Below are 25,201 nucleotides of genomic sequence, written 5' to 3' on the forward strand. Positions count from 1 at the left end.
ACATATCACTCTTTTTTGTAATTTTGTTTTATGGAAAAAGAAGAAAAAGATTTTGATGCTTTTAAAGATGGAATTTCAGAAAGTTTTTTCTTTCAGATTCACCGAATAAAACGGACTATTTTTCGTCATACAAATGCCTTGATGAATGAAGCCGGAATAAATTTACAATTAGAGCAATTGCCGTTGATTATGATTCTGCAGCGAAAGAATCTTTCACAAAGGGAACTCTCAGATATTACAATGCGTGATAAATCGTCTATTTTAAGAAGTATAAATGCGTTGGAGAAAAAGGCTTTGCTCGCTGTTCAGAAAGACAAAGAGGACAAACGGAAAAATATTGTAAGTCTTACAGATGAAGGGATAGATCTGGCAAAAAAAATTCGGCTTTTGATGAAAAAAGCAGAAGATGAGGTTCTGGCAGTTTTTTCAGCCAAAGAGAGAGCAGAAGCCTTAGAAACGATTAGAGGTTATGCAGATAAACTGGATACGCTTTAAAATAGCCCACTGATTGTAAAGATCAGACTGGTTTTTGGGAATTTTTCGATTCTAAAAAAAGTTCGCTACGAATTGTACAAATCAGCTCGAATTTTTAAACATGATAACAATAATTAAAAATGCAATTCGTGGCATAAAACAAAAAACAAAAAATACAAAATGAACAAAACCGAATTATTAGAAGGTCCGATACTTTCTTCCTTATTAAAATTAGCAGTGCCTATTATGATTGCTAATTTATTACAAGCCGCTTACCAATTGGTGGATGCTTTTTGGGTAGGACGTTTGGGAGGAGATGCCGTTGCTGCAGTTTCTGTAAGCACACCCGTGATTTTCCTTACGATTGCTTTAGGAACCGGACTCGCAATTGCCGGATCGATACTTATTGCGCAGTATTTTGGGGCAGGCCTTCAGGAAATGGTCAATCATGTTGCCGCTCAAACCTTATTGATGGTAATTACGGTATCTGTAGTACTATCTTTTATTGGCTATTGGCTGAGTCCTTATTTTTTATACCTGCTCAAAGTCACCCCGCAAGTGTATGCAAATGCATTGGGTTTTATGCAAATAGCTTTCATTGGACTGGTTTTTAGTTTTAGTTTCATGATTTTTCAGTCGGTGATGCGTGGCGTTGGCCGTGTTACTTTACCAGTTTATATTGTCTTGGGAACTGTAATTCTAAATTTTGCTTTGGATCCCTTGTTCATTTTTGGATGGCATTTTATTCCGGCAATGGGAGTAAAGGGCGCGGCTTTGGCAACTTTATCTACACAGAGCTTGGCAATTATCATAGGATTTGCCATTTTGTTCAGAGGAAAACACGGAATTCATTTACAGCTCAAAGATTTTAAACCGGATTTTAAACATATTAAAAAAGCATTTAAAATTGGTTTTCCATCTTCGATAGAACAATCGATGCGCGCAGTTGGCCTGACTGCAATTACGTTTCTGATTGTGCATTTTGGTACTACAACTGTAGCCTCTTACGGAGCAGGTTCTAACCTGATTCAATTGATTATGATTCCAGCTTTGGGACTTTCGATGGCAATTGCAACATTGGTAGGGCAGAATATTGGTGCCGGAAATATGCTTCGTGCCGGAAAAATAGCAAAACTGGGGGCTTATTTAGGTTTTGGATTATTAACCGGAATTGGAATCATTGCATATGCTTTTGCACCCTATCTAATCGCTTTTTTCGTACCCAATGATCCCGCAGTTATTGCAGGGGGAACAACTTTCCTGAGAATTACGTGTCTTTCGTGGGGATTTTTAGGACTTCAGATGTGTTTATTGGGTGTTTTTAGAGCCGTAGGAAATACAACGCTTCCTATGATCCTGACCTTGGTTTCGCAATGGGTTTTGCAATTTCCCTTAGCGTATATATTATCGCATAATACATCGCTTGGCGCAGTTGGAATTTGGTGGGCTTTTCCAATTTCGACCGTAATTACAGCTATAGTAACGATGCTTATTTATGCCAAAGGCGATTGGAAAAAGGAAAGACTTAGCGGTAAAACAAATAAACTGATCGATAAAGTCGAAAAAGAAATTGTGAAGGAAGGTTTTGAAGTGAAATAGTTTTTTTAGAAGGGGCAAAGGTTCAGAGGTTCAAAGGGATAAAAGTTTCCTGTAGAGGTGCACAGTAATGCGTCTTTTTTAATGTCGATGAGGTAATTACAATATAGTAGTTATGACGCAGATCTCTCGTATACGAATGCCGGATGAGCGATAGTAGCAATCCGCCATGCGCAGCGGATAGCCCGACACCATCCTGACAAGAGGGTGTTTTAAGCGCACAGTAATTTGCTCTCTTGTCAGGATGGTGGCACGCCCAAAGCTAAATTATGATGACAATATCAAGTGGTGTGTCTGAGATTAAATCTTATTTGTGATCTGGTATTGATATTGAATTTTGCAATTGCTATTTAAATTTTGATTGTCTATATTTGAAAGTATAATCTGAAAACAATTATGGATAAAAATTTAAAGCAATTCTTCGTAAAGTCTTTTGTAGTGCTATTAATCATTCATTTAGGCTATTTTTTATATGGCTATTTTAAGTTTGAAGGAATAGGAAATATTTATATTTATACAGAGTTTTACAGGTTTAAGTTTTATGATGATGTATCGATTTCGCATTTTTTTGTAACAGGATTGTTTTTACTTTTTTTTCTGATCTTTTTGTTGAAAAATCATTCGAGGCGCAATTATTCATTTCCTAATCTGCTCAAAATTGGTGGTGTATTACTGCTGATTTCTTTTTTGAGTTTTTCGTTTTTTATCAGTTACAGTTTTGGTATGAATGCAAAACTAAAAACGGAATTGCCTGAAGCAAAATTCAATAAGGACAAAACGCTGCTGAATGTTCTGAATCCGTTTTTGTATAATTATACGTCTTATAATTCAGAGAAGTTATTCAATCCGCTTAATATATTATACCCAAAACCTTATCCCGTTACAGAGGTTGTAGACAGTACCTTGATTTCGGGTAATTATTATAGTGTTGAATACAAGTATTACAGTATTGATACTCTGAAAATGCTAACTACGGATTTAAATAAAGTCTCTGCTGTAACCAGTACAATTTTGGATAGTATTGGTTTTGGCAAAAAAGAGCTTCTGGAAAGAATAATTAAAAAGAATGTTATAAAAGACAGTACTGAAATTATCTACAAAGGCAGGCAAGTTGATCCGCAATACGACGTTGATATTTGCAAATTTGTAGAGAATAATTCGCTGTACAATCCTGTAAAAGGTATTCCAGTTGAGAAACAACAGTATGATGCTGCAGTAAAACGATACAAGCTTATTTATAAGTATAAGCCGGATTCACTGGTTGCTAATTTTCAGAAACTGGATACTTTGCTTAAAAAGTATAGCGTCCAAAGTTCTATTACTCCTAAACAGCTTGCTAAAGAGGTTGCTTATTTTAAAGATCATAATAATGAACTGCTTAACGGAATCAATAATAACTACGACAGAAAGATATTAGAAGAAAAAATCACAACTTTAGACAGATTGTTTTACGAACCCAACTATCTTCATCCCTCGATCATTGGGATCTTTTTTAGTGTAGTTGGAGGAGCCTGGCTGCTTGGTTTTTTAATTTATATTTTGTTCAATTATAAAAGAAAAACAGCATAGGTAAAACTCAAATTGAATTTTGTGTTTTTCAATATTTGCATTAATTATTGAAATTGATTTTTTGCAATTGACATCCTAAACCCTGTTATAATCGGCTTTCCAGTGTACGATTGCCTTTTTTATGGCATCTCCGCTCAGGTTGTTTTTCAGGGCATCTTCGATAAGAGGTACTAATTCGTTGTCAGGAGCAAAACGCAGGGCAAACAATTGATCGTCCGTTAATTTGTATTCCAATTCTTCAAATCTTTTGCCGGTAAGGGTAAAATAACGGTATCGGAGTTCTAATCGTACAATTCGGTTTTGAAGAATCAGGGCGTAATGCTGGCGCAACATAAAAGCCAGACAAAACAAGAATACAAAACCAACGCTTATAAACGACCAGATTAGGGAATCATTTGTTGTAAAAGCAAAATAAATACTTGCCGCTAAAAAGAGCGACAAAACAGGATAATAAACAAAATGATGCGGGCCATAATAGCGTATGTGATTGTAATAGGTTTGAATTTTCATAGTTTCTTTGTTTTTAAATAGGGTATAAAAAAAACAAAAGCTACCCTAAAAAATAGAATAGCTTTTTTTCCAAAAATAAACTAACATAACCAATGTTTCCTTTATAACTTAAACTTTTTAGAGTTTGTTTAGTAGTATCAATAATAAAAAAAGCCTCACTTGCATGATCATTCTTTTTCATGGCTTATTTTGTTTAAGTAAAATTAGTGGGGTTTGTCAGAATGCTGTTATATTTTAAAATGAATGTGTTATATGATTTCAACTTTTAAAGATTCAATTCTTATTTTTTTGTTTTGAATTCTTCAATTCGTTAGCCTTACTTTATAAAAAAGAACTGATAATCTTCCATTGGTCTAATTTCGATTGATATGTTTTGCTGGCATTTGCCGGACTTGTCGATGGTAAAGTGATGAGTTGATACGATTTTTGCAGATGAACATATTTTTTGAAGAAAGCCGCCGCCTTTTGTCCGTTGAATAGTATCGTTTTGATATTGGGATGCTGTTTTAAAAACGTTTCAAAATCATTTGCTATTTCGTTTTTTATGGCACTGTCCAAACTTCCCACCCGGTCACAAAACTGAAGCACATCCCATAAAGCAATTTTGTTTTTTTGTAAAAGCGCTTTTTTAGTTTCATAGTCACTCGAAAAATCTTCTTTGAAAATGGTAAACATAAATTTCCAGAAATTATTCTGATTGTGACCATAGTATTGGTTAAGTTCTAATGATTTTGTTCCCGGCATTGTGCCTAAAATCAAAACATTAGCATCGTGATTGGATATAGGGGGAAATGAAAAACTTTTCATGAATTTTATATTTGCATAGTAACAAGGTAAAGATTTTAAAAGATAAAATAATCATTCATAGGTAATTATAAAACAATTTAAAAAAATTATATAACATCTATAGCGGACTTCTGAGCGAACTTTGACCTATAGATTTTTAGATATCCATTACCACAAAACGGACTTTTTCTTTTTATAAATCTATCTAAAATTAAGTAGAATTTTTAAATCCTTGCACAATGAAAATAGTTACTATAAATACAGAAAAAACCCAAAATATTTTCGAAGAGTTAAACAGCAACTTCGGAGGTAAAGTAACATTTGATTTAGACGAATATACACTCGAAACGAATAATAACTTTGCAAAAGGTTCCATTATTGGTGCTTCTTTCAATGATAATATTTCATACATTCAATTTGATATGACGTTTTCAGTCGATGTTCGCATGGATATTATAAATGTGAAATCGTCTCCTATATATTTTGCTTATTGTTCTAAAGGTAACCTTTCACATAGTTTTGGTGCTGATGGCGAAGAAAGAAAGTTTAAAACTTTTCAGACTGCCATTGTAACTTCAAAGCAAAAACAGGATAACATTTTATTTTTTGAAAAAGACAAAAAAACGAAATTTACATTAATTATTGTGGGCACTCAAAATGCTGCCCAGGATCAGATACATTCTTTGAATCAAAAAGTAAAAGAAACTTTTTTTGAAAATAATGCAATTCAGGATTTTTTCTATTTAGGTTCATACAATCTTAAAATTGCTGAAAAAATCGAGCAGTTAAATGCCATCACTCAGACCGGAATTGTTAGAAATCTTTTGAAAGAAGGAATTCTAAGAATCATTCTGGCAATGGAAATCCAACAGCATACAGACGATCAGTGTACTTTCTCAAAAGATGCAAATTGCCTGACTTTACGCGAAATGGAAGAAATTAAAGAACTTTCTGAAGCGATAAAAGCCAATCCGGAAGAAGCTTTTACGATTAAATCGCTCAGTAAAAAATCAGGATTGTCTCCAAATAAATTGCAGGAAGGATTCAAAATGATCCACAACAGAACCGTAAACGACTACATAACCCATATGCGGGTGCTGAAAGCCGAAATTCTAATCAGAACTTCAGACTTGAACATATCCGAAATTGTTTACTGCATTGGTTTTACAAGCAGAAGCTATTTCTCGAAAATATTCAAACAAAAATTCCACTGCAGTCCAAAAGAATATAAATTCAATTTGAATCCGCTGGCGATTACAGCTTAGAGAAGAGGTTCAAAGCAGCAAAGGTTCAAAGGAACAAAGGTCTTGTAGGCGCACAACAGTGCGTCTTTTTTTTGTTTAAAAGCGTGATGATTTTAATTTTGATATTTGATTTTTTTTAAGAGCTGTTTAATTCGTCTATTCGCTTCGCTCGAGTCCTGCTATCCGTTTCAATCTTTTGTACCTCCCCGAAGTTTCTGGACCGGCACAAAAGGATTTCCACTTCTATCAGGGCTAGGGCATTCGTTTACAATAATGGATGTATTGTTCCTAGTAAAGAGGCACTGCTGTGCGTTTCTACAAAAAAACTTTGTCGCTTTGAACCTTTGTTGCTTTGTAACTAATTTTTTTTACCTACTTTTGCATAACTAGTTATGTAATTGATTATATATGGAATTTTTTAATAAAGTGGGTAAAGTGGCTTTGGGAAGCCGTTTACGTTTAATGACAGCAATTATAACTGATGACGCTGCAAGAATATATGAGTCTTATGGTATGAATTTTATGCCAAAATGGTTTCCTGTTTTTTATACTCTGATAGAAGAAAAGGAAATAACAATTACAGAAATTGCAGCCGAAATTGGTCATTCGCAGCCATCAGTGAGTAAAATTGTCCAGGAAATGATTGCAGTAGGATTGGTAGAGGATAATCAAAAAAGCAGTGATAAACGAAGAAATATTGTTGGGCTGACACCGAAGGGTTGGGAATTCTCGAAAGAATTAAAATTACAGCTAAAAGATGTTGAAGCTGCTGTAGACGGTTTAATAGCGGAATCGAGCCATAATCTCTGGGCAGCTCTTGAGGAATGGGAATTTCTACTGGAGCAAAAAAGCTTGCTTAAAAGAGTCAATGAAAACAAAAAAAAACGCGAAAGCCAGGATGTCCAGATTGTCCCATTTGAGGCGAAATATCTCGATGCTTTCCGATCATTGAACACACAATGGATCTCGACTTATTTTGAAATGGAAGAAGCAGATTATAAGGCGTTAGACCATCCTGATGAATATATCTTAAACAAAGGCGGGAAAATTCTTGTGGCTTTGTATCGCAATGAGCCTGTTGGAGTTTGTGCGCTTATTAAAATGAATGATTCAGATTATGATTTTGAAATGGCAAAAATGGCCGTTTCGCCTCAAGCGCAGGGAAAAAATATTGGGTTTTTATTGGGGCAGGCAATTATAAATAGTGCCAGAGCATCAGGAGCATCTAAAATTTATCTGGAAAGCAATACGATACTCAAACCTGCCATAAATCTGTACTATAAATTGGGTTTTCAAAAAGTTTTTGGGTTGGCAACACCTTATAAACGTTGTAATATTCAGATGGAGTTAAATATTTAGGTTCAAAGGTTCAGAACAACAAAGGTTCAAAGGTTTCAAAACTTTGTCCCTCTGAATCTTTGTTACTTTGAACCTAAAAAGGAAACCTTTTTACCGTCCAAACCTATAATACTCTAAATCCTGATTCTTTTTGTTATTGATGGAGTCTAAAATAGAATTCATTCCTATTACGCTAAAGGTAATTCCGTTTCCTCCAAACCCCAGAACATAATGTTCATTTTTTCCCGGATTCGGTTTTCCGAAGTATGGCAAACCATCTTTTGTTTCTCCAAAGGTTCCTGCCCACGAATAATCTAGTTTAAAATTAATGTTGGGGAATTTTCGTTTAAAATGTCTTAAAAGATATTGCTCTTTTTTAGGCAATAACTTATCGCGTTTTGTTGCATCTTTAAACTCTTCATCACCTCCGCCCATTATGATTCTGTTGTCGGCTGTGACTCTAAAATAAAGGTAGGGTGAAGAAGTATCCCAAAAAATAGCATTCTTAAAAGCCGGCGGCAAATCCTCAACAGTTTCTGAAGCGATGACAAAAGTGCTTTTTAGATCGACCACTTTTTCGGTTAGTGTTTCGATACTTTCGTAGCCACTGCAATGAATCACGTGATCTGCAGTAATGGTATGTTTACTTTCGGTATGCGCTACAGATCTTCCCCTTTGATTTTGAATGGATGTTATATTGGTCCGGTCAAAAATCTGCATGCCTTTTTTGTGGCAGTAATGCAGTAAATCATTCGCCAGTTTATAAGGATCCATTACAGCCGCAGTTTTAGATTCTATGGCGGCAACAGCGTTTAATCCTAATTTTTCGAGATCCCATCTTTCGAGCCAGTTGACATCAAATCCATGTTCTTTTCTGCATTTGAATTCGTTTCTTAAAAACGGAATATCCTTTTTTAGGGAGCAATAATAAATACTTTTTTTGAACTCAAACTGGCAGTTGCTTTTTATAGTATCGATAATAGTGCGAAGATCAAAGATGGCTTTTTTTCCGTTGGTGTAACTATCAACGGCACATTCTACACCTCTGATTTTAATGAGTTCGTGCAGTGGCACATCAATTTCATACTGAAGCAGTGCAGTACTTGCAGCCGTGCTTCCGTTAGCAACGTCGCGACGATCGACTAATATTACTTTTTTGCCTTCAGAGATTAACTTGTAAGCGATCAATGCTCCGGTTATTCCTCCGCCAATAATTAAAATTTCCGTCCTAAGATCTGTATCGATAGACGGATAACTGTATTTCATGGCACTTTTTAAGGGCCAGAAAGTTTCAGTGGATCGTAGTTTCATTTTTTAGTGATATTTCTGGTACGTAATTTAGTTCTGTTTTTGTCTTTGCGTTCGTGTTGTTCAGAGGCTTCTGCAATAGAGTGGGAGTTTCGGATACTTTCGTCTTCTTTGGCAAGCGCACTGAGTTTGTGATAGTATTTCTGAACAATGATCATTTCTTCCTCCGTCATGCTTTCAATGTCTACCAGACTATTGCTTGAATATTCGTTAGATGCCACTAATTCGTTTAATTTCAATTGAATGGCAAGCGAATCTTTATTCTGTGCTTTCTGAATCAGGAAAACCATCAAAAAAGTAATAATTGTCGTTCCGGTATTAATAACGAGTTGCCACGTTTCTGAATAATCGAAAATGGGTCCTGAAACTGCCCAGGCTACCACGATTAAAAAAGCTCCAATAAAAGCAGTTGTGCTCCCTGCGGCTTTAGAAACATTGGTGGCAAATTTTTCGAAAGCACTGCTTTGTTTTGTTTTTTTAGTTTTCATTTGGGTTTAACTTTTACGTTTCGTTACCTTTTTACTTACTTTTTCTTCCCGAATTACTTTATTGTGTTTTTCATCATAAACAGCGTCATTAATTTTTTGACCTGTCTTGCTAAAGACTTTAATTTTTGGAGCTTCATGTGTTCCGGTAATCACAATTGGAAATCCGATTAGACCAAAAGGAGGTAATCCCAATCGCATCCGCAAATCCAAAAGACCGTCAAAACTTGTCGTTCCTTTGATAGTAGGTTTAAAACTGGCCACACTAAAAGTGAAAGGTTCAATATGAATTAAATTATTATCGATAGTCGAATTAATTTCGATTCCCTCCAGTTTAGGATCATCCAGACCTTTCTGTCCGGTTTGTGAACTAATGCCGTCAAATAATTTTAATCCTTTTACTTTTACATCGCGCAAATTTAGTTTTCCTCCACCTTCAAGAGATTCATAAATGGGACCCATATTACCGTTTAAATCTCCTTTTATTTTATAATCTACAGAAATAATTCCCTGTGCTTTTTCAGCTACTGTTACCATATCATGAAACATGGGGATTTCATTGTAGGCTCTCTGAACACTGAAATCTTTGGCTGTAAAATGAGCATCAAAATGTGCTGATGTTGGCGATTCGTCTTTGTATGTTGCATTAACTCCTAATAGACAATCGATAATATTAAATGTGGCATTCTGCAGATAAAAGCCTTCTTTTGTAATGCCCACTTTTCCGTTAAGTTGGTTTAAAACCAATCCGTTATATTCGATCTTATCCGCATTTGCCGTCAGTGCGACATTTAAATTTTTGGGTACAATGACAACACCACTCATTTTAGGATGATCTTCTTTGGCGTATTGCACTTCAAGATTACGATCTGTGTTTTCCCCTTTTTTAAGCGCCATGAATTCATCGACATTAATCAGTTTCGATTTCATGTTGAAGTTACCGCTCAAAGTTCCGTGCGATTCTAAGAAATAATTGATGGTATTGAGAAGATAACCATTGATCGCAAAATCAGATTTTCCGTAGGTAGCGTCAAACTTTTCGAACCACATTTTTTCATTCTGAAAACGGAAATTTCCTTGTTGGATAAAAAAGGCTTTCGGAAAGAGTTCTGAGGTTGCTTTTATATTTTTTAATACAATTGTACCGCGATTATCCAGTTTTTCATATTGTCCTTTTGTGGCATAACTTTGTTTTCCTTTAAGCGAAAGATCTGCTTTGGCATAACCCGTAACGTCGAGTCCTTTTTGAGAGAAAACCTGATAGATGCGGCCTACGTTCAATTCTCCTTTTATTTTGGCATTATAAGCCAAATCACTAAAGTCAGAAAGTGTAGCATTGACATACATTGGGTTTCCTTCAAAAACAAATGAAGCAGGAGCAACGGCAACAATCAGGTCCTGAAATGTTCCGGCTTTGTTGAGTACATTGGCAACGAAAGTAATGTCTTTTATAGGGTTAGGATAAGAATCTGTTTTGAGCCAGCCATTGTGCAGCGCGATTCCGCCAATAGTTTTAGGAAACAATTTTTTTGAAGCACTAAAAATACCTTTCGCCTGAATGTTGGTTTTTAAAATTCCTTTTAAATCAATGCTTGTCAAACCCAGTGCAGCGTCGACTGTAGCTAAATCCAAGGCGCCTTTTACACTTGCATCTACGGTCATTTCATTAAAACCTTTACTTCGCAGATAAGCAGTGAAATAATCTTTTTCTCCTACTTTAAATTTAAAAGTGTCCAGATTAATCAACAGTTTTTCGATATCCAGTGAAGGCAGAACTGCATTCAGATTCATCTGAAAATCAGTGAATGGGGCGGGGGCATTTTGGTAATTTATGGCACCTTGATCAATTTTTAGATTAAAAGCCAAATCCGGTTTTTGTTTTTTGGCTACATTGTAATTTCCTCTAAAAGTAAAAAGTAAATCACTTTTACCGGAGATTTCGGTTTCGTCCATCCAGGTAAGATATTCCGGAGGCATCACAGAAAACAGGTCTTTTAGAGTTGTATTTTCAGACGCTGCTTTGATGTTGATTTTATATCCATCTCTTAGAATGGTAAATAAACCAGTAAATTTTAAAGGTAATTTGTTGATTTTCAATTCGTTTTTTTGAAGAATAAACGAAAGGGCGTGTGTGTTGATTCTGGTGATTAAATCAGCGCGGACTTCTTTTTTTCTAAGATAAGCTGTCTGATCATAATAGAAATCGACATTATCAATTCGGGCATCGGTATTTAAGTCAAAAATATCTTCGCTAAGATTTCCTTTTCCAACATAGTTAAAACCTTTTGCATCTACAAGAATTTTAGCTGAACGGTCATTGTATTTGACATGGCAATCCTCAAGATCAATTCGTTCTAACCGGATTGCAGTTCCCTCTTCAGGTGCATTGGGATCATTTGGTTTTTTGTCACGGTCTTCCGGAGCAACATATATATTATAATTGGCTTGCCCTTTCTGGTTCACCATTACATTAATTAAGGCTTTGGAAACATACAGTTTATTGATTTTTACCTCATTGTCGAAAATCAGCCTCTTTAAGTTAATCCCAAAAGCCACTTGCTCCGCTTTAAGCAAAGTATCGTTGCTAAACGGCGCTGAACCGGTAAGGGATAAATCGTCAAGCGAGACTGTAAGTGAAGGGAAATGGGTAAAAAAAGAAAGTCTGGACTTCGAAAAATCCAGTTTGGTATCTAAGCGTTCGTTTGCAATTTTCTTTACTTCAGTAGCTACGGTTCCGGGAAAAAGCAGCGGAATCAAAAAAAGTAACAGCAAGATACTTGCTATTACTATTCCTGTGACTTTTAGAATTTTAAGGCTTATATTTTTATATGAGGTCTTCATAATTATTGAGATTATGTGTAGTCGAATTTTGCCCCATAGAAGCATAGAATTTACAAATTGAAAAAAGGTATTTCACTTTTTTTGTGCTCTTAATTATTAAGCATATCCTCTATGTTTTCTAGGTGTATAAAACAATTTCTTTTATTATTTTCCTTTTTCAGCTTTTTTAGCCTCTTCAGCTTTCTGTTTCTCCAGTTTTTCTTTTTCTTCTTTGGCTTTCTCTGCTTTTTCTTTCTCCGCTTTAGCTTTTTCTTTTTCGGCTTTTTCAGCTTTCTCTTTCTCTTCCTTGGCCTTTTCTTCTTTAGCTTTTTCAGCCTTTTCCTGCTGTTCTTCTTTTTGCTCTTTTAATTCTTCTTTTTTCTTTTCTTTTTCTTTCTCTTTTTTCTTGAAGTATCCTTTAAGCAGGAAGTTGCTTTTTGCAGCTTCCATATTTTCGCTAAAACCTTTTGTACCGGATTCTAAATTAGAAAGCGTATTAGAAACGCTATTCGCCATTTTATCATCACGGACTAATCTTGCCAAAGCACCGTTTCCGGTATTCATACTATGACTAAAAATGGCCAGCTCATCCGTTATTACTGCGGCATTATCTACACTTTTTTTCACGCTTTTCATTAAATCCTGCATTTCAATTCCGTTAACAGAAGCGATTGCACCATTGTTTTCTACCACTTTTGTCGAATTTGCACCTGGAGAAATAGTCAAAACTTTATCGCCCATTAATCCGTCAGAACCAATACTGGCACGGGCATCTGTTTTAATAAATTTTCGAACTTCATCCTTAATGACCATTCTTACTACAACAGAAGAATCGTTTATTAATTGAATTTCTTCAACCGTTCCGATATTAATTCCTGAAAAACGAACATTATTTCCCACCTCTAAACCACTAACGGTTTTAAATTGTGAGGTGATGTTGAATGTAGAACCAAAAAGATTCTTTTGTTTCCCAATAAAGTAAATTGCCATTACAAAAAGCAGTAAACCTATTGTTACAAACATTCCTAATTTCCAAGTATATCCAGATTGCTTATCCATGATTTCTAATTATTTATTTTTAGTATTATTGAAAAAAAGAGCGAACCCATTCGTCTTCGTCTTTTTCTAGTTCTTCGTACGTTCCTTCTGCATGTATTACTCCCTCTTTTAGAACCATAATGCGGTCAGCAGTAAGCTTTGCACATGCCATATCATGGGTAATAATGATCGAAGTCGTTTTGCGTTTATGTTTGATATCGAGAATTAATTCGCTTATTTCCCGAGAGGTTATGGTATCTAATCCTGTGGTAGGTTCATCGTATAGGATGATTTCCGGTTTTAATATTAAAGTTCTGGCAAGACCAATTCGTTTTTGCATCCCGCCTGATAATTCAGAAGGCATTTTGTCTATTGCATCACTCAGTCCAACATTATCCAAGGCTTCCATAACTTCACTTTCTACTTCTTCAGCAGTAAGATCTCTTTTGTGTTTTTTTAAGGTAAATGCCAGATTTTCTCTCACCGACATTGAATCGTATAAAGCACCGCTTTGGAACAAAAATCCAATACGTACCCTGATCTCATTCAGTTCAGGTTTTGTCAGGTTCAGTACGTTTTGATCAAAAACTTTTATTTCGCCTTTGTCAGGTTCAATCAAACCAACAATGCATTTTATGGTTACGGATTTTCCTGATCCGGAACGTCCTAAAATCACTAAATCCTCGCCTTTGTTTACCGTAAGATTTACACCTTTTAAAACTTCATTATCAGCACCAAAAGTTTTGTGCAAGTCTTTTATCACAATGATTGGCTCTTGCTTTTTTGCTTTTGAAGCCGTTTTTTTTATATTTTCTTTCTCTTTAATCATCTTAAAAAAATAAATCGGTTATTTGAACAGCGACCATATCAATAATAAAAATGGTAAGCGAAGCCGTAACTACTGCAGAATTGGCTGCTTTTCCCACACTTTCAGTTCCGTTTGAAGCATTAAACCCTTTGTAACATCCAATCATTCCGATAAAAAATCCGAAGAAAAAGGTTTTGATTGTGGCAGGAATTATATCGAGAAATTCTAATGATTGCAGAATTTGAGTCAGGTAACGATAGAAATTGACATCACCGTGAATGTTAATGCCCACATATCCGCCAATAATTCCGATGGCATCAGCAAAAAATACCAATATAGGAACCATTAAAGTACAGGCCAGAATTCGTGTTACTACTAAATAATTATAAGGATTAATTGCTGAAACTTCCATGGCATCAATTTGTTCGGTCACTTTCATGGAACCCAATTCAGCGCCAATTCCGGACGAAATTTTACCGGCACAAATAAGGGCAGTAATTACAGGAGCAATTTCTCTAATCAGCGAAAGTGCCACCATGCCCGGTAACCAGGATTCAGCTCCAAATTTTACCAAAGTAGGACGCGATTGAAGCGTAAGTACCAAACCCATAATAAAACCGGTTATGGCAACAAGTGGTAATGATTTATAGCCAATTACATAACATTGTTTCAGGAACTCTTTTGTTTCATAAGGCGGAACAAAAACCTCCTTAAAAAACTGCTTTGCAAACACGGTTGCATTTCCTATTTCTGTGAATGTATTTTTTAAAGTAAGTATCAAAATACTATGTTTTTAAGTTAAATCAAGTGAATGAAAACCAACGATTTAGTCAGGTAGTGTACCCTTTGATTATTGTAGATTAAAATTACTTTAGAAGTACGGAAAAAATCTTACACAACTTTTTTACAAGTTTATATAATTAACATAATGAAATGCAATAAGTAGATTATTATGACGTTAGGACCGAATTGTTAAAAACAAAAAAATCCCTTATAAAAGGGATTTTGATGTAAGTTGCGATAAGGTTCCTAAATCAATTTTTAAATTTTTTAAAAATTGAGCTGGCAATATGTCCGCCAAAACCAAAAGTATTGCTCATAGCATAATTTACAATTCGTGGCTGTGCTTTTTCCAGTGTTAAATTAAATTTGTCTTTAAACTCAGTTTCTATTGTTTTCGTATTTATAGTAGGTGGAACTATGTTTTCCTGAACGGCTTTGATACAAGCAATGGCTTCGATAGCTCCGGCACCTCCAAGTAAATGTCCGGTCATTGATTTTGTTGCGCTTATATTCGCATTAGGATTTTTGCCAAAGACTTTTTCCATCGCTTTAAGTTCGCTTAAATCTCCGGTTGGAGTAGAAGTGGCGTGTGCATTAATATAATCGATTTTATCGGGTGTAATCTCAGCTTCTTCAAGAGCAAGCTCCATTCCTAAAATTGCTCCTTCGCCATCAGGATGTGTTCCCGTTAAGTGGTAGGCATCTCCGGCTAATCCGCCTCCAACAATTTCGGCAAGAATCACAGCATTTCTTTTTATGGCATGTTCATAGCTTTCTAATATGATCGCACCTGCACCTTCGCCCAAAACAAATCCGTCTCGTGTAGCATCAAAAGGACGTGACGCTTTAGTACAATCATCATTTAAGGTAGACAATGCTTTTGAGGCGTTAAAGCCACCAATAGAAGACTCTGTAATGGAAGCTTCAGAACCACCACTAATGATCATATCTGCTTTGCCCCAGCGAATGTAGTTAAAGGCATCTATAATTGCTGTATTACTTGCAGAACAGGCAGAAGCCGTTGTATAATTAATTCCGCGAAGTCCGTACTTAATAGAAATTGCTCCCGAGGCAATATTAATAATTCTTTTAGGGATAAAAAATGGACTAAATCGGGGTATTCCGTTTCCTAATTTATATTCGCTTATTTGTTCTTCAAAAGTAGCAACACCTCCATCACCGGAACCCCATATAACGCCAATTCTATCTTTGTTTAAAGTATCAAAATCGATATTAGCATTTTTAATAGCTTCATCTGTTACGTATAATGCGTATTGGGTAAAAAGATCATATTTGCGAATTTCATTTTTCTCAAAAATATGTTGCGGATCAAAATTCTTTACTTCACACGCAAATTTGGTTTTGAATTGTGTGGTATCAAATTTGGTTATTTCTGCTGCACCGCTAACACCATTAATTAGCGAATGCCAATATTCTGGTACACTATTTCCAATAGGAGTTACAGCTCCTAATCCTGTTATTACAACTCTTTTCATTGTTTCTTAGGTCTTAATTCTGTTAATATAGTTTCTTTTACAGCTTCAAAATCATCTTGGCCCGTTAGTCTTGATAGTTGCACGATAGCGACCATATTGGTGATGATCATTAATGCTTTTGTTCGTGGAGTAATTTCAAAATCAAATATTTTGAGTTCTTTTCCTTCGGTTAAGATTTCGGTTATCCACTCAATTACGAGTTTGGCAAATATCTGCAATTCTGTTTTTATAGTTTCGTCGAGCGTATTTAAGTCTGTGGATAAGGAACCAACAATACACACTTTATTCTCCAATTTTATTTGAGAATGAATCGCCAGGAAAGCTTCAAGTTTTACCAACGGACTTTCGTTGGCAACTTTTAGCTTTAAATTTTCATATCTCACAACATGCTCTTTTATTGTGGCTACTCCCAAATCTGATTTTGTTGGAAAATGATAATGAATAGAAGCTGTTTTGATGCCTATATCATTAGAAATGTCTTTGAAACTAAATGCGTTATACCCTTTGTTTCTAATAAACTCATCTGCTTTGCCTATAATTGTTTCTCGTGTTGTCATGACAATAAATTTTCAGCAAATATACTACCTATTAGTAGATAGGCAAATAAATAGTTATTTATTTTTTTGATTCGTTTAGAAATTACTTGCGGTAGTAAAGTAAATAAGAGGCTGTTTTTGAAAAGATTATAAAAACAAAAAAATCCCTTATTAAAGGGATTTTACGGTTAAATAGTATATTTAGTTAGAATATTTATTTCAATCAATTATAAATTAATAGCAATTCCTGTTTTAGGTTTTTGCAACGGAATTACTTTAATTTCGGATAATTTAAGGTTTTCCATTAACAATCTTGCGGTTAGAAAACAAACTGTAGATTCGGCACCCTGGTTTAAGTTTACATTTTCTTTTTCAAGTCCGTCGTAACCACCGCCGCTAATTGGATTGTACATGATTTGTCCGAGATGATTTTTTCCTAAAAACCAATTGAAGGCCATTTTCATTTTTTGTTTGTATTCCGGAGAACCAAAAGCGCTGTAGAAAGAATTCAAAGTATGAATCGTGTAGGCAACATCTATAGGCTGTTCTCCGTATTCGTGTACTTGTTCTTCTGAATCTCTGTGCAGCCATCCGTTATTAGAAATTACTTTGAAGTTTTTGTCTTTAAACATTTTCGACATTAAAAAGTCAAGCGAATCCAATGCTACTTTTTTATAAATAGGTTTGTTAGTCGTTAGAAAGGCAAACAACATGGATTCCGGCAAAATACCATTTCCGTAAGTCATATAGTTTTCAAACCATTTCCAGTCGCTCGAAGCGTGAATTTCATAATTAGAAAGCAATTTTGCATTCAGTTTATTGATAATTGCCGCGACATATAAGTTAGGAACGGCAGTATGGTACAAATACAAACCTTTTGTAGCAAAACCTATAGAACGTGGCGACTGAATACTTTCGGCCCATTTTAGTGAGTTTAGTAAACATTGTGATGCTTTTTTTACAATCGCTTCCGGCAGGATTTCACTATTGGCAACAACAGTTCCCAATGCCCAAATGGCTCTTGCATTAGAGTCTTCCAGATTTACTTCGGCATTTTGTTCAACGTGCTCACGGTTTTCCTGATCGACATAATTGATGAAGTCTCCTTTTGGCTGCTGACAGCGTATAATAAAATCTAAATAAACCAAGATATAGGCTAAATCTTCTTTGTCCTGTGTTAGTTTGTAATGCATGCAAATCGCAATTAAAGCGCGCGCATTATCATCTAAAGTATATCCTGAATCAAGATCCGGAATCGATATTTTACTGAATTGGATGATCCCTAAATCAGTGGTCATTTTTTTGATATGGGCCAATTGAATAGATGGATAGGTATATTTTACTTCTGATTGACTTTCGAAAAGTTCTTTATAAGTGTTCATATGTGTAATTGCTGCATTTTCCCAGGACGAAGCGCGGGTTTTTCTAAAGGCATTAATTCCCATTTCTTCTCTTAAATGATCATCAGAAAGTAGTTTAATAGCGGCTTCAGCAAATTGATCTGCTTCACCAATATCAACCAATATTCCAGAATCAGGAGTTAAAACTTCTCTGGTGTGAGGAATTTTTGAGGCGACAATTGGACAAGCACAACTCATCGCATACGAAAAAGTGCCGCTTACAGCCTGGTTGGGATCTTTTGAGGTGAACATATAAATATCAGTGGCTTTTAGATAATCTAAAAGCTCATCTGTATCCAGATATTCATTTATAAAACGAACATGATCTTTTAGATTGAGCTCATTAACAATACCTTCCAGTTTATCGCGATAAGCATCAACGCCATCAATGATGAGATTAGGATGCGTTTTGCCAATAATCAGGTAAAGCGCATTTGGTGTGTTTTCGATGATTTTAGGCAATGCCTGTAAACCGGTTTCGATATTTTTTCCTTCTCCTAAAAGACCAAAAGTAGCTAAGACTTTTCTGTCCTGAATATTAAACTTTTCTTTTGCCTGTTGTGGAGCTTCATAAATCACAATATGAGTTCCGTGTGGTACATAAGTAATAATCTCCTCTTTGATATCATAATCATTGATCAAAATTTCTTTTGATTTATTCGTCATTACAAATACCGAATTGCTATAGGAAAGCAGCAATTTTACGAAAGTTTTCAATTCGTTATTCGGGTTTTGAATCACACTGTGAAAAGTATAGGTCAGTGGTTTTTTGACTTCATTGAGAAAATCTAATAAATAGTCTCCATAATTACCTCCAAATAAACCAAATTCGTGCTGAATATGAACCAATTTTACCGACTTATCTTTATTGATTTCATGGGCAACTCTGGTATATTCTTCTTTGTTTTTCGTGTTCAAAGTATACGCCTGAGTTGGATTTGCTTTTGGTTTATCCACCAATTCGCAAATCTGACATGTGATGGATTTACCAAAAACATCTGTAATTCCTTTGATGGTGTCCTGGGTATAAGTTGCTATTCCGCATTGAGTTGGAGGAAATGTAGATAGAAAAACTATTTTTGATTTATTAGATATCGTTTTCATGGGGATTCTTTTTTAGTTCTGTTAATAAGTCGTTTAGGTTCAATGAAGCTACCGCAATCTTGTCATCGGCAGCACCGTAATAAATATATAAGCGGTCTTCAAAAATGGCTGTTCCTGTTGGGAAAACAACATAATTGACATACCCGTGTCGTTCGTAATATTCTGAGGGCGTAATAATTGGTTTTGGTAATCTTGCTAAAACTTTTTTAGGATTTTCAAGATCCAGCAAAACTGCCGAAGCATGATAAACCAATCCTTTTTCACGCTTTTCTGCTGAATGGTAAATTAATAACCATCCGTCAGGAGTTTCAATCGGAGGAGCGCCCGGACCAATATGACTTGTTTCATGATCATATTTAGGCTCCATTACAATATAATCCGGAAGATTTTTGAGATAATCTTTCCAAAAATCAACCGTTAAATCTTTCTTTTTTTCGAAAGTAAAGATTTGAATTGACGGAAATAAGCGGTGCAAAGCCACAAACTTTCCATTAATTTTTTTTGGAAACAATACTACATTTTTATCCCAGACATATAAATTCTCTTTTATAGTCTCTGTCAGGGGATAATTTCTTTCCAGATTAAAAGCCAGTATTTTGGCAATACCCGGATTTTGTAAATGTTTCCTAATCAAATTCGTAAATTCATTCAAAATGAATTTAGGCGTTATAATTCCTCTCTTTCTAAATTTTTTTAAATCTTTAGAAGTTGCCAAAGCACCGCATGCATTGATACCATCATACGTTACGTAAGTCATATAGAAGCGATCCTCGATTTTTGTAATCCGGGGATCTTCTACACCATGAATTTCGTAAATGTATTCAGGAGAAAATATAGGCTCTGGACTTCTTTCTACTAAAGTTAACGGACCTTCAAACCGACAATACCCTACGGTTGAAAAATTACCTTTTTTAGCAGCTCTGTAAAACATATGAACGTTATTTCCATCTTGATAGATTGCCGGATTCAAAACACCTAATTCTTCGAAAGCTCTTTCCGTTTTTTCTAAAATTACACCGTGTTTTGTTGCCAATTCCATATCTCTGAAAATTTTATCTAAAATTACTTTATAGATGAAGCTTCGATTAATCCAATCAAGCAAAAAATTAACTCAAAAGCATTTTTGTGGGAATTCTGTAACGAAAAAGGGGAATTATAAAAGTACGTCAAAAAACTGATTTATAGTTGATTGAGGTAATAAATTAACGTTTTGAGTTAAATGGTTTTGTAAGATATATAGAACTTTGATAAACAAACATATCGGACTTCTAAAAGTCATATTATAAATTTAAAATCTAAAATTATGTTACGTTGGACAGTCACATTTATAATTCTGGCTATAATAGCAGGAATTTTTGGTTTTGGCGGAATTGCCGCCGGAGCAGCTAGCATTGCAAAAGTTTTATTCTTTATATTTTTGGTATTATTCGTAATTTCATTAATTACCGGAAGAACAAAAGTTTAGCAATTATTCATTAATTAGTTAAATAAAAAAGCGACATCAACTATAATTGATGTCGCTTTTTTATTTTGTTTGTATTTAGTATGTTAATCTTATTTCTTCTTTTGTCAAATTATTAACGCAAAGAATAATACTTTTTTGTGACAGACGCAATCGGAAGTCCAATGAAGAGCATCAATATTGTAACGGATAATAGCAACGGGAAATCCAGATGTTTTTCCGGTAAAACAGGAAATGCAATTGGCAGTACAATGAGGTTCATTATAATCCAGACAAAAATCCCATAAAGAAATCCTGAAATTATGGTACTCTTTTTAAGAAATGGTAAATAGGGATAGATAATAAAATAAAACCAGGCAAAAATAAAAGCAATCAGGTAGTGAAGACCAAGTCCGTACCACGCCATTTGTGATCCTTCGCTATAAGCCTCTTTTTTGAAAACACCACTGGCTATAGATTGCAGAATTTTTATCGCAGTTGTTTTTTCAAGTATTATCGTATAAACAAAAATGGCGGCAAGAATGTCAAGTGTTCCTGCGATTAAAGCGGATAAAAAAATAGTTCCTGATTTTGATTTCATAAGGTTTTGGTTGAATTTTATATTATACTTTAGTTAACATCTTAAAAATAGCATTCAACTGATGCGTATGTCTTTGTGAATGAACAAGGGCAAAATTAATCCATTCGTAAATAGTAAAATTTTCAAAACTCGGTATGTTAAAATCCAGACAGGTCATAGTCAGATCATAATTTTCAGAGGCATTCAGTAAATCTGATTCTATTTTAAGCAGTGACAAAGTTAACTGGTTTTTATTGTATTTTTTTATTTCGGGTTGTAGGAAATCAGGCGCATCCATTTTACTTTTGAAATTGAGGAAGATAGCTTCAAGTTCTTTTACATGTTCATCATATTTACGGATTGTTTTTTGTGTTTTTCCGGCAAACAATTCAGGATAACCGGAATTTCCCAGAATAATATGCTGTACAACCTGTCCGGGTGTCCAGCTTCCTTTAAAAGGGATTATATTCAATTCTTCATCAGAAAAAGAAGAAAGTATTGCGTTTAAATCTTTAAACGTTTCAACAATATTTTTTTGAAGTTCCGTTTTCATTTTATTGAATTTTAAATTTTAAAATTGTTCCTAAACAGAAGTGATCCACCAGACATTTCCAAATGAATCGGTAACGCCGCAAGTTCTGCCGTAATCCTTATCACTTACTCCCATTAGTTTTGTCGCGCCATTTTCAAGTGCTTTTTTATAAGTTGCATCAGCATCAGGAACATAAACAAACAAGTTGGCGGTTTGTCTCGTCCAGTCTTTCGTTTCGTCAGTAACCATAATAGTGCTTCCGTTTAAGATAATTTCGGCATGCATTATAGTCCCGTCTTTGCGCAGAATTTGTTCATTAGAATCTTTTGCATTAAATACTTTTTTTGCGAAATGGATAAACTGTGATGCATTTTCTAAAATTAAATAAGGCATTAAAGTCTGATGTCCTGCTGGTAAATTCATATTGCTATTCTTTTAATAGTTAGTACGATAAATTTACAATTTTAAATTTAAGAATTTAAAAATCAGTTGATTATGATGTTTTTGCTTTTAAAGTGCTTCGCAATAAAAACCGAGAGCATTAAGAAGTGCAATAATTTTTCTGTTTGAAATAGATAAACTGTGAATCCGCAAAATTTTATCACAATCTTCCAAATCAAAATTGATGGCGCTGTTGGGGAAATGCTCCAAAAGTTTTTGAACAATCATTTGGGATTGCTCTATTTCCTGAACATTTGTTTTGAAAACTTCGATCATCGTTTCCCGAATTACAGAGCGATATTTTTATATCGTTCGATTTTATGGTAATAATGATAGGAAATCGCCAGGATTACTAAAAAGATCAGAGGAAAAAAGGACTGAAAACCAACACCGTCAACTGCAAAATGACTTATAGAGGCAAATATAAAATCGAATCCAAATCCGGCGTAAGCCCATTCTTTTACATTCTTAGGAACTTGCGGAAGTATTAATGCCAGAACTCCAAGAATTTTGAAAACGACCAAAGCATTTCCAAAATACTCTGGGTAACCTAAATGTCTGATTCCTTCTTTTGCAAGTTCAGTTTGGGACGTTAAAGCGGGCATAACGCCTTCAAAGAGAAAAATAATAATGGTCGTTATCCAAAAAATAATTTTTGCTTTTTTCATGTGGTTTTATTTTAAGTGGTTATCAGTTAATGTATTACAAACTTACGATTCTTATTGTTTTCAACAAATACACATTTGCGACTATTTTAAGGTCATTTAGGACAAGTTGAGGGATTTTAGATTTTAGAGGGTAGATTTTAGATTTTTTTTGAGAATGTAGAATATAGAGAATAGAATAAAGAGAATAGAATGTAGATTTTTTTTATAAACAAAGTTTGCTGTACAGTTTGTCATCCTGAGCGAAGTCAAAGGATCGCAAAGAAACTCTATAATCAAAATCGCTAATCTTTGTCGAGCTACTTATGTCCTTCGACTTCACTCAGGAAGACATAAAATGAGAGGAAAAAAGAAGAATAAAAAATATAGGGAAACCCGTGCAGACCCGCGCTTTCGTGAAGCGAATCCGTCTCATCCGTGTGCCATTACAACGCTTTCAAAATATAATTCTTAATCACAAATAAATCCTTAAAACCTAAGCGGGTGTAAATGTCTTTTCCCATAACGGAAGCTTGTAATAAAGCATAATCAGCTTGTAGATCGATAGAAAGATTAAGGGCAAATTTCATGATTTCTTCGGCTAAGCCTTTTCTGCGCATTTCCGGAATTACACCAACGCCATGAATTCCGATGTTATTTTGAGTTTGAAAAAGCATAAAAGTTCCAATGGGCTGATTGTCCAAAGAAGCCAAATAAAAATGTACATTATTATGGTTGTGAATTAGAATTTCTTTGCTGATCACGTAACCAAAAGCATTAGGATATAAGTCGGACCAGATTTTTGAGTCCTGTTCATTATCAATTTTCTTAAAGCTTAGATTATTCTGAAGCTCAAATTTTTGATCTAATTTCAGGGCCATTGCAAGCTGCTCGCTTTTTATTTCAAAACCATAGGCATCAAGTATTTCGTTGGAGTTGGTTCCGAAAATATCCCAATAGGGAATAACCAAGCCAGAATTCTCGTGCATCGTTTTGCGGATATCGAGTACATTGTTTTTAGAAATGTCGTTATGGAACCACAGTTTATTTGGCCATCCTGAATTTTCGATTTTGCAATATTCAAAAGAATCGTTTTTATGATAGGATAGGAAAGGAGTACCAACAGTTTTCCATAAATCAGTCAGATTGTTTATGTTGTCTTTAATTAGCGTGCTGTTTTTCATCTCAATAATAATTATACACAATATAAAACAAAGATACCTTTAGCTTTTATGAAAAGTCTTTACATATGTTGATTTACAAATCTTTTTCCAGCGTTTTTCTGATGCGGCTTAATTGTGTTGGCGTAATTCCTAAATGTGATGCAATATGAAGCAGTGCAATTCTCTCTGAGATATCCGGATATTTAGAGAGAAGATCCAAATATCTTTCGGTGGCATTTTCCATTACTATCGAGATTTCTCTCTGTTCTTTTTCAATCACCCAATTTCTTTCCAGATACGCAATATAGAAGTTTTTCAAATCCTCATTCTCGAAGATGAGTTCTCTGTATTTTTTATAATTGATTTTGATTAAAATGGAATCTTCAAGTGCTTCTATTTCAAAATAAGAAGGTGTTTGCTGTATTAATGAAGCTGTGGATCCTGCAAGATCTCCTTCGAGAAAAATATTCTTATTGTAAATATTTCCTTCTGTATCGGTTATAAAAGCGCGTAGCGCGCCTTTGCAAACAAAGTGAATTTCTTTTGCAATTTGATTATTTCTTAAAAGTAATTCTCCTTTTTTTACAGATTGAAATTCGATTAGACTTTCTATTAATTTCCAGGATTGCTCAGAAATAGGAGCGTAGCTGTTAAATTTTATTTTTATATCTTCGAGATATTTATCTTGATTGAATGTCATTTGTTGAAGTTTTTTTTTGCCATTAAGGCGCAGACACAAAGCTTTTTTTGCCACGAATTGCACAAATTTACGCTAATTTTTATTGATATAAGTTTTGATAATCTTGCTGTAAAGATAATTCGTGAATTCGTGGCTGTAAAATTATCTATGACTTTAATCGCCACAAATTCACGAATTATTTTTAAAAACTTTGTGTTTCTTTATAGTGTGATTGCTTCGTTGTACGCAATGACAATTGATTTTGGAGTTTCTGTACGTTCCTTCGACTTCGCTCAGGATGACATAAATCGCGAGGAAAAAAAAGAAAAGAAAGAATCCGTTTTAATATGCGTTTTCGCTTTAGTGAATCTGCGTTATCTGCGTACCATTACAACAACATAAAAAACGCTGTAAAACCTAAGTCTC

Annotated in this window: 26 protein-coding genes; 7 read left to right on the forward strand and 19 right to left on the reverse strand. The window is 34.7% G+C overall.

What is annotated here, in order from left to right; genetic code table 11:
* Positions 1 to 30 precede the first annotated feature (30 nt).
* From B0A67_RS18445 to B0A67_RS18455, 3 genes are all read left to right on the forward strand, one after another.
* The gene (locus B0A67_RS18445; RefSeq protein WP_072963139.1) at positions 31 to 495 is read left to right on the forward strand and encodes a MarR family winged helix-turn-helix transcriptional regulator; all 465 of its coding nucleotides are present in this window, start codon (positions 31 to 33) and stop codon (positions 493 to 495) included.
* A gap of 159 nt (positions 496 to 654) precedes the next feature.
* Positions 655 to 2,073 carry an MATE family efflux transporter gene (locus B0A67_RS18450; RefSeq protein ID WP_072963136.1) on the forward strand — a complete coding sequence of 473 codons (1,419 nt, stop codon included), beginning with the start codon at positions 655 to 657 and terminating at the stop codon, positions 2,071 to 2,073.
* A 393-nt stretch (positions 2,074 to 2,466) separates the two neighbouring features.
* Complete coding sequence (locus B0A67_RS18455) at positions 2,467 to 3,639, forward strand: hypothetical protein (RefSeq protein WP_072963134.1); 1,173 nt, start codon at positions 2,467 to 2,469, stop codon at positions 3,637 to 3,639.
* Between the two features lie 75 nt (positions 3,640 to 3,714).
* On the opposite strand, the gene B0A67_RS18460 is transcribed toward B0A67_RS18455, so the two are convergent.
* The 3 genes from B0A67_RS18460 to B0A67_RS18465 all read right to left on the reverse strand — a co-directional run bounded on the left by B0A67_RS18460 (position 3,715) and on the right by B0A67_RS18465 (position 4,956).
* Positions 3,715 to 4,149 carry a DUF6526 family protein gene (locus B0A67_RS18460; RefSeq protein WP_072963131.1) on the reverse strand — a complete coding sequence of 145 codons (435 nt, stop codon included), beginning with the start codon at positions 4,147 to 4,149 and terminating at the stop codon, positions 3,715 to 3,717.
* A gap of 40 nt (positions 4,150 to 4,189) precedes the next feature.
* A complete protein-coding gene (locus B0A67_RS25030; RefSeq protein ID WP_207557358.1) occupies positions 4,190 to 4,330 on the reverse strand; it encodes a hypothetical protein in 141 nt (46 codons plus the stop codon).
* 140 nt (positions 4,331 to 4,470) lie between these two features.
* Positions 4,471 to 4,956, reverse strand: a complete 486-nt coding sequence (locus B0A67_RS18465; protein ID WP_072963129.1) for a DNA-deoxyinosine glycosylase — start codon at positions 4,954 to 4,956, stop codon at positions 4,471 to 4,473.
* A 218-nt stretch (positions 4,957 to 5,174) separates the two neighbouring features.
* Here B0A67_RS18465 and B0A67_RS18470 point away from each other — a divergent pair, with 218 nt between their 5' ends.
* Entirely contained in the window at positions 5,175 to 6,200 is a 1,026-nt protein-coding gene (locus tag B0A67_RS18470; RefSeq protein WP_072963126.1) for a helix-turn-helix domain-containing protein, read from the forward strand.
* 387 nt (positions 6,201 to 6,587) lie between these two features.
* Entirely contained in the window at positions 6,588 to 7,538 is a 951-nt protein-coding gene (locus tag B0A67_RS18475; protein WP_072963123.1) for a bifunctional helix-turn-helix transcriptional regulator/GNAT family N-acetyltransferase, read from the forward strand.
* 90 nt (positions 7,539 to 7,628) lie between these two features.
* Here B0A67_RS18475 and B0A67_RS18480 read toward each other — a convergent pair whose 3' ends face one another.
* The 10 genes from B0A67_RS18480 to B0A67_RS18525 form a co-directional block, all read right to left on the reverse strand.
* Positions 7,629 to 8,828, reverse strand: coding sequence for an NAD(P)/FAD-dependent oxidoreductase (locus tag B0A67_RS18480; protein WP_072963119.1), 1,200 nt, complete (start codon positions 8,826 to 8,828; stop codon positions 7,629 to 7,631).
* On the reverse strand, positions 8,825 to 9,313 hold the full coding sequence (locus B0A67_RS18485; protein ID WP_072963116.1) for a low affinity iron permease family protein: 489 nt from the start codon (positions 9,311 to 9,313) through the stop codon (positions 8,825 to 8,827). Before B0A67_RS18485 ends, B0A67_RS18480 begins: the two co-directional genes overlap by 4 nt.
* A gap of 6 nt (positions 9,314 to 9,319) precedes the next feature.
* Complete coding sequence (locus B0A67_RS18490; protein WP_072963113.1) at positions 9,320 to 12,151, reverse strand: AsmA family protein; 2,832 nt, start codon at positions 12,149 to 12,151, stop codon at positions 9,320 to 9,322.
* A gap of 144 nt (positions 12,152 to 12,295) precedes the next feature.
* Complete coding sequence (locus tag B0A67_RS18495; protein WP_072963110.1) at positions 12,296 to 13,189, reverse strand: MlaD family protein; 894 nt, start codon at positions 13,187 to 13,189, stop codon at positions 12,296 to 12,298.
* Between the two features lie 25 nt (positions 13,190 to 13,214).
* Entirely contained in the window at positions 13,215 to 13,997 is a 783-nt protein-coding gene (locus B0A67_RS18500; RefSeq protein ID WP_072963107.1) for an ABC transporter ATP-binding protein, read from the reverse strand.
* Position 13,998: 1 nt separating this feature from the next.
* Positions 13,999 to 14,757: an MlaE family ABC transporter permease gene (locus B0A67_RS18505; RefSeq protein WP_072963104.1), complete on the reverse strand. Its 759-nt coding sequence runs from the start codon at positions 14,755 to 14,757 to the stop codon at positions 13,999 to 14,001.
* 253 nt (positions 14,758 to 15,010) lie between these two features.
* Positions 15,011 to 16,255, reverse strand: coding sequence for a beta-ketoacyl-ACP synthase II (fabF, locus tag B0A67_RS18510; RefSeq protein ID WP_072963101.1), 1,245 nt, complete (start codon positions 16,253 to 16,255; stop codon positions 15,011 to 15,013).
* Positions 16,252 to 16,812, reverse strand: coding sequence for a TetR/AcrR family transcriptional regulator (locus B0A67_RS18515; RefSeq protein WP_084074606.1), 561 nt, complete (start codon positions 16,810 to 16,812; stop codon positions 16,252 to 16,254). The genes fabF and B0A67_RS18515 overlap by 4 nt, the downstream gene beginning before the upstream one ends.
* Positions 16,813 to 17,018: 206 nt before the next feature.
* A complete protein-coding gene (locus B0A67_RS18520; protein ID WP_072963095.1) occupies positions 17,019 to 19,295 on the reverse strand; it encodes a glycosyltransferase in 2,277 nt (758 codons plus the stop codon).
* The gene (locus B0A67_RS18525; RefSeq protein ID WP_072963092.1) at positions 19,279 to 20,334 is read right to left on the reverse strand and encodes a glycoside hydrolase family 130 protein; all 1,056 of its coding nucleotides are present in this window, start codon (positions 20,332 to 20,334) and stop codon (positions 19,279 to 19,281) included. Before B0A67_RS18525 ends, B0A67_RS18520 begins: the two co-directional genes overlap by 17 nt.
* Before the next feature lie 264 nt (positions 20,335 to 20,598).
* Between B0A67_RS18525 and B0A67_RS18530 the strand changes: the two genes are divergently transcribed.
* Positions 20,599 to 20,760: a DUF1328 family protein gene (locus B0A67_RS18530; RefSeq protein WP_072963089.1), complete on the forward strand. Its 162-nt coding sequence runs from the start codon at positions 20,599 to 20,601 to the stop codon at positions 20,758 to 20,760.
* Between the two features lie 112 nt (positions 20,761 to 20,872).
* Here the strand turns inward: B0A67_RS18530 and B0A67_RS18535 are convergent, their stop codons facing one another.
* From B0A67_RS18535 to B0A67_RS18565, 6 genes are all read right to left on the reverse strand, one after another.
* The gene (locus B0A67_RS18535; protein WP_072963086.1) at positions 20,873 to 21,337 is read right to left on the reverse strand and encodes a DUF1440 domain-containing protein; all 465 of its coding nucleotides are present in this window, start codon (positions 21,335 to 21,337) and stop codon (positions 20,873 to 20,875) included.
* A 22-nt stretch (positions 21,338 to 21,359) separates the two neighbouring features.
* Positions 21,360 to 21,869, reverse strand: coding sequence for a DinB family protein (locus tag B0A67_RS18540; RefSeq protein WP_072963082.1), 510 nt, complete (start codon positions 21,867 to 21,869; stop codon positions 21,360 to 21,362).
* Between the two features lie 30 nt (positions 21,870 to 21,899).
* Positions 21,900 to 22,271 (reverse strand): VOC family protein, encoded by a 372-nt coding sequence (locus B0A67_RS18545; protein WP_072963079.1) that lies wholly within the window; start codon positions 22,269 to 22,271, stop codon positions 21,900 to 21,902.
* Positions 22,272 to 22,576: 305 nt separating this feature from the next.
* Positions 22,577 to 22,957, reverse strand: coding sequence for a DoxX family protein (locus tag B0A67_RS18555; protein ID WP_072963073.1), 381 nt, complete (start codon positions 22,955 to 22,957; stop codon positions 22,577 to 22,579).
* A gap of 422 nt (positions 22,958 to 23,379) precedes the next feature.
* Complete coding sequence (locus B0A67_RS18560; RefSeq protein WP_072963069.1) at positions 23,380 to 24,117, reverse strand: GNAT family N-acetyltransferase; 738 nt, start codon at positions 24,115 to 24,117, stop codon at positions 23,380 to 23,382.
* A gap of 73 nt (positions 24,118 to 24,190) precedes the next feature.
* On the reverse strand, positions 24,191 to 24,796 hold the full coding sequence (locus B0A67_RS18565; protein ID WP_072963066.1) for a Crp/Fnr family transcriptional regulator: 606 nt from the start codon (positions 24,794 to 24,796) through the stop codon (positions 24,191 to 24,193).
* Positions 24,797 to 24,943: 147 nt separating this feature from the next.
* Here B0A67_RS18565 and B0A67_RS25035 point away from each other — a divergent pair, with 147 nt between their 5' ends.
* Entirely contained in the window at positions 24,944 to 25,177 is a 234-nt protein-coding gene (locus B0A67_RS25035) for a hypothetical protein (RefSeq protein ID WP_207557359.1), read from the forward strand.
* Positions 25,178 to 25,201 lie beyond the last annotated feature (24 nt).

Origin of the sequence: Flavobacterium aquidurense (assembly GCF_002217195.1) — a bacterium.
Taxonomy (GTDB): domain Bacteria; phylum Bacteroidota; class Bacteroidia; order Flavobacteriales; family Flavobacteriaceae; genus Flavobacterium; species Flavobacterium frigidimaris.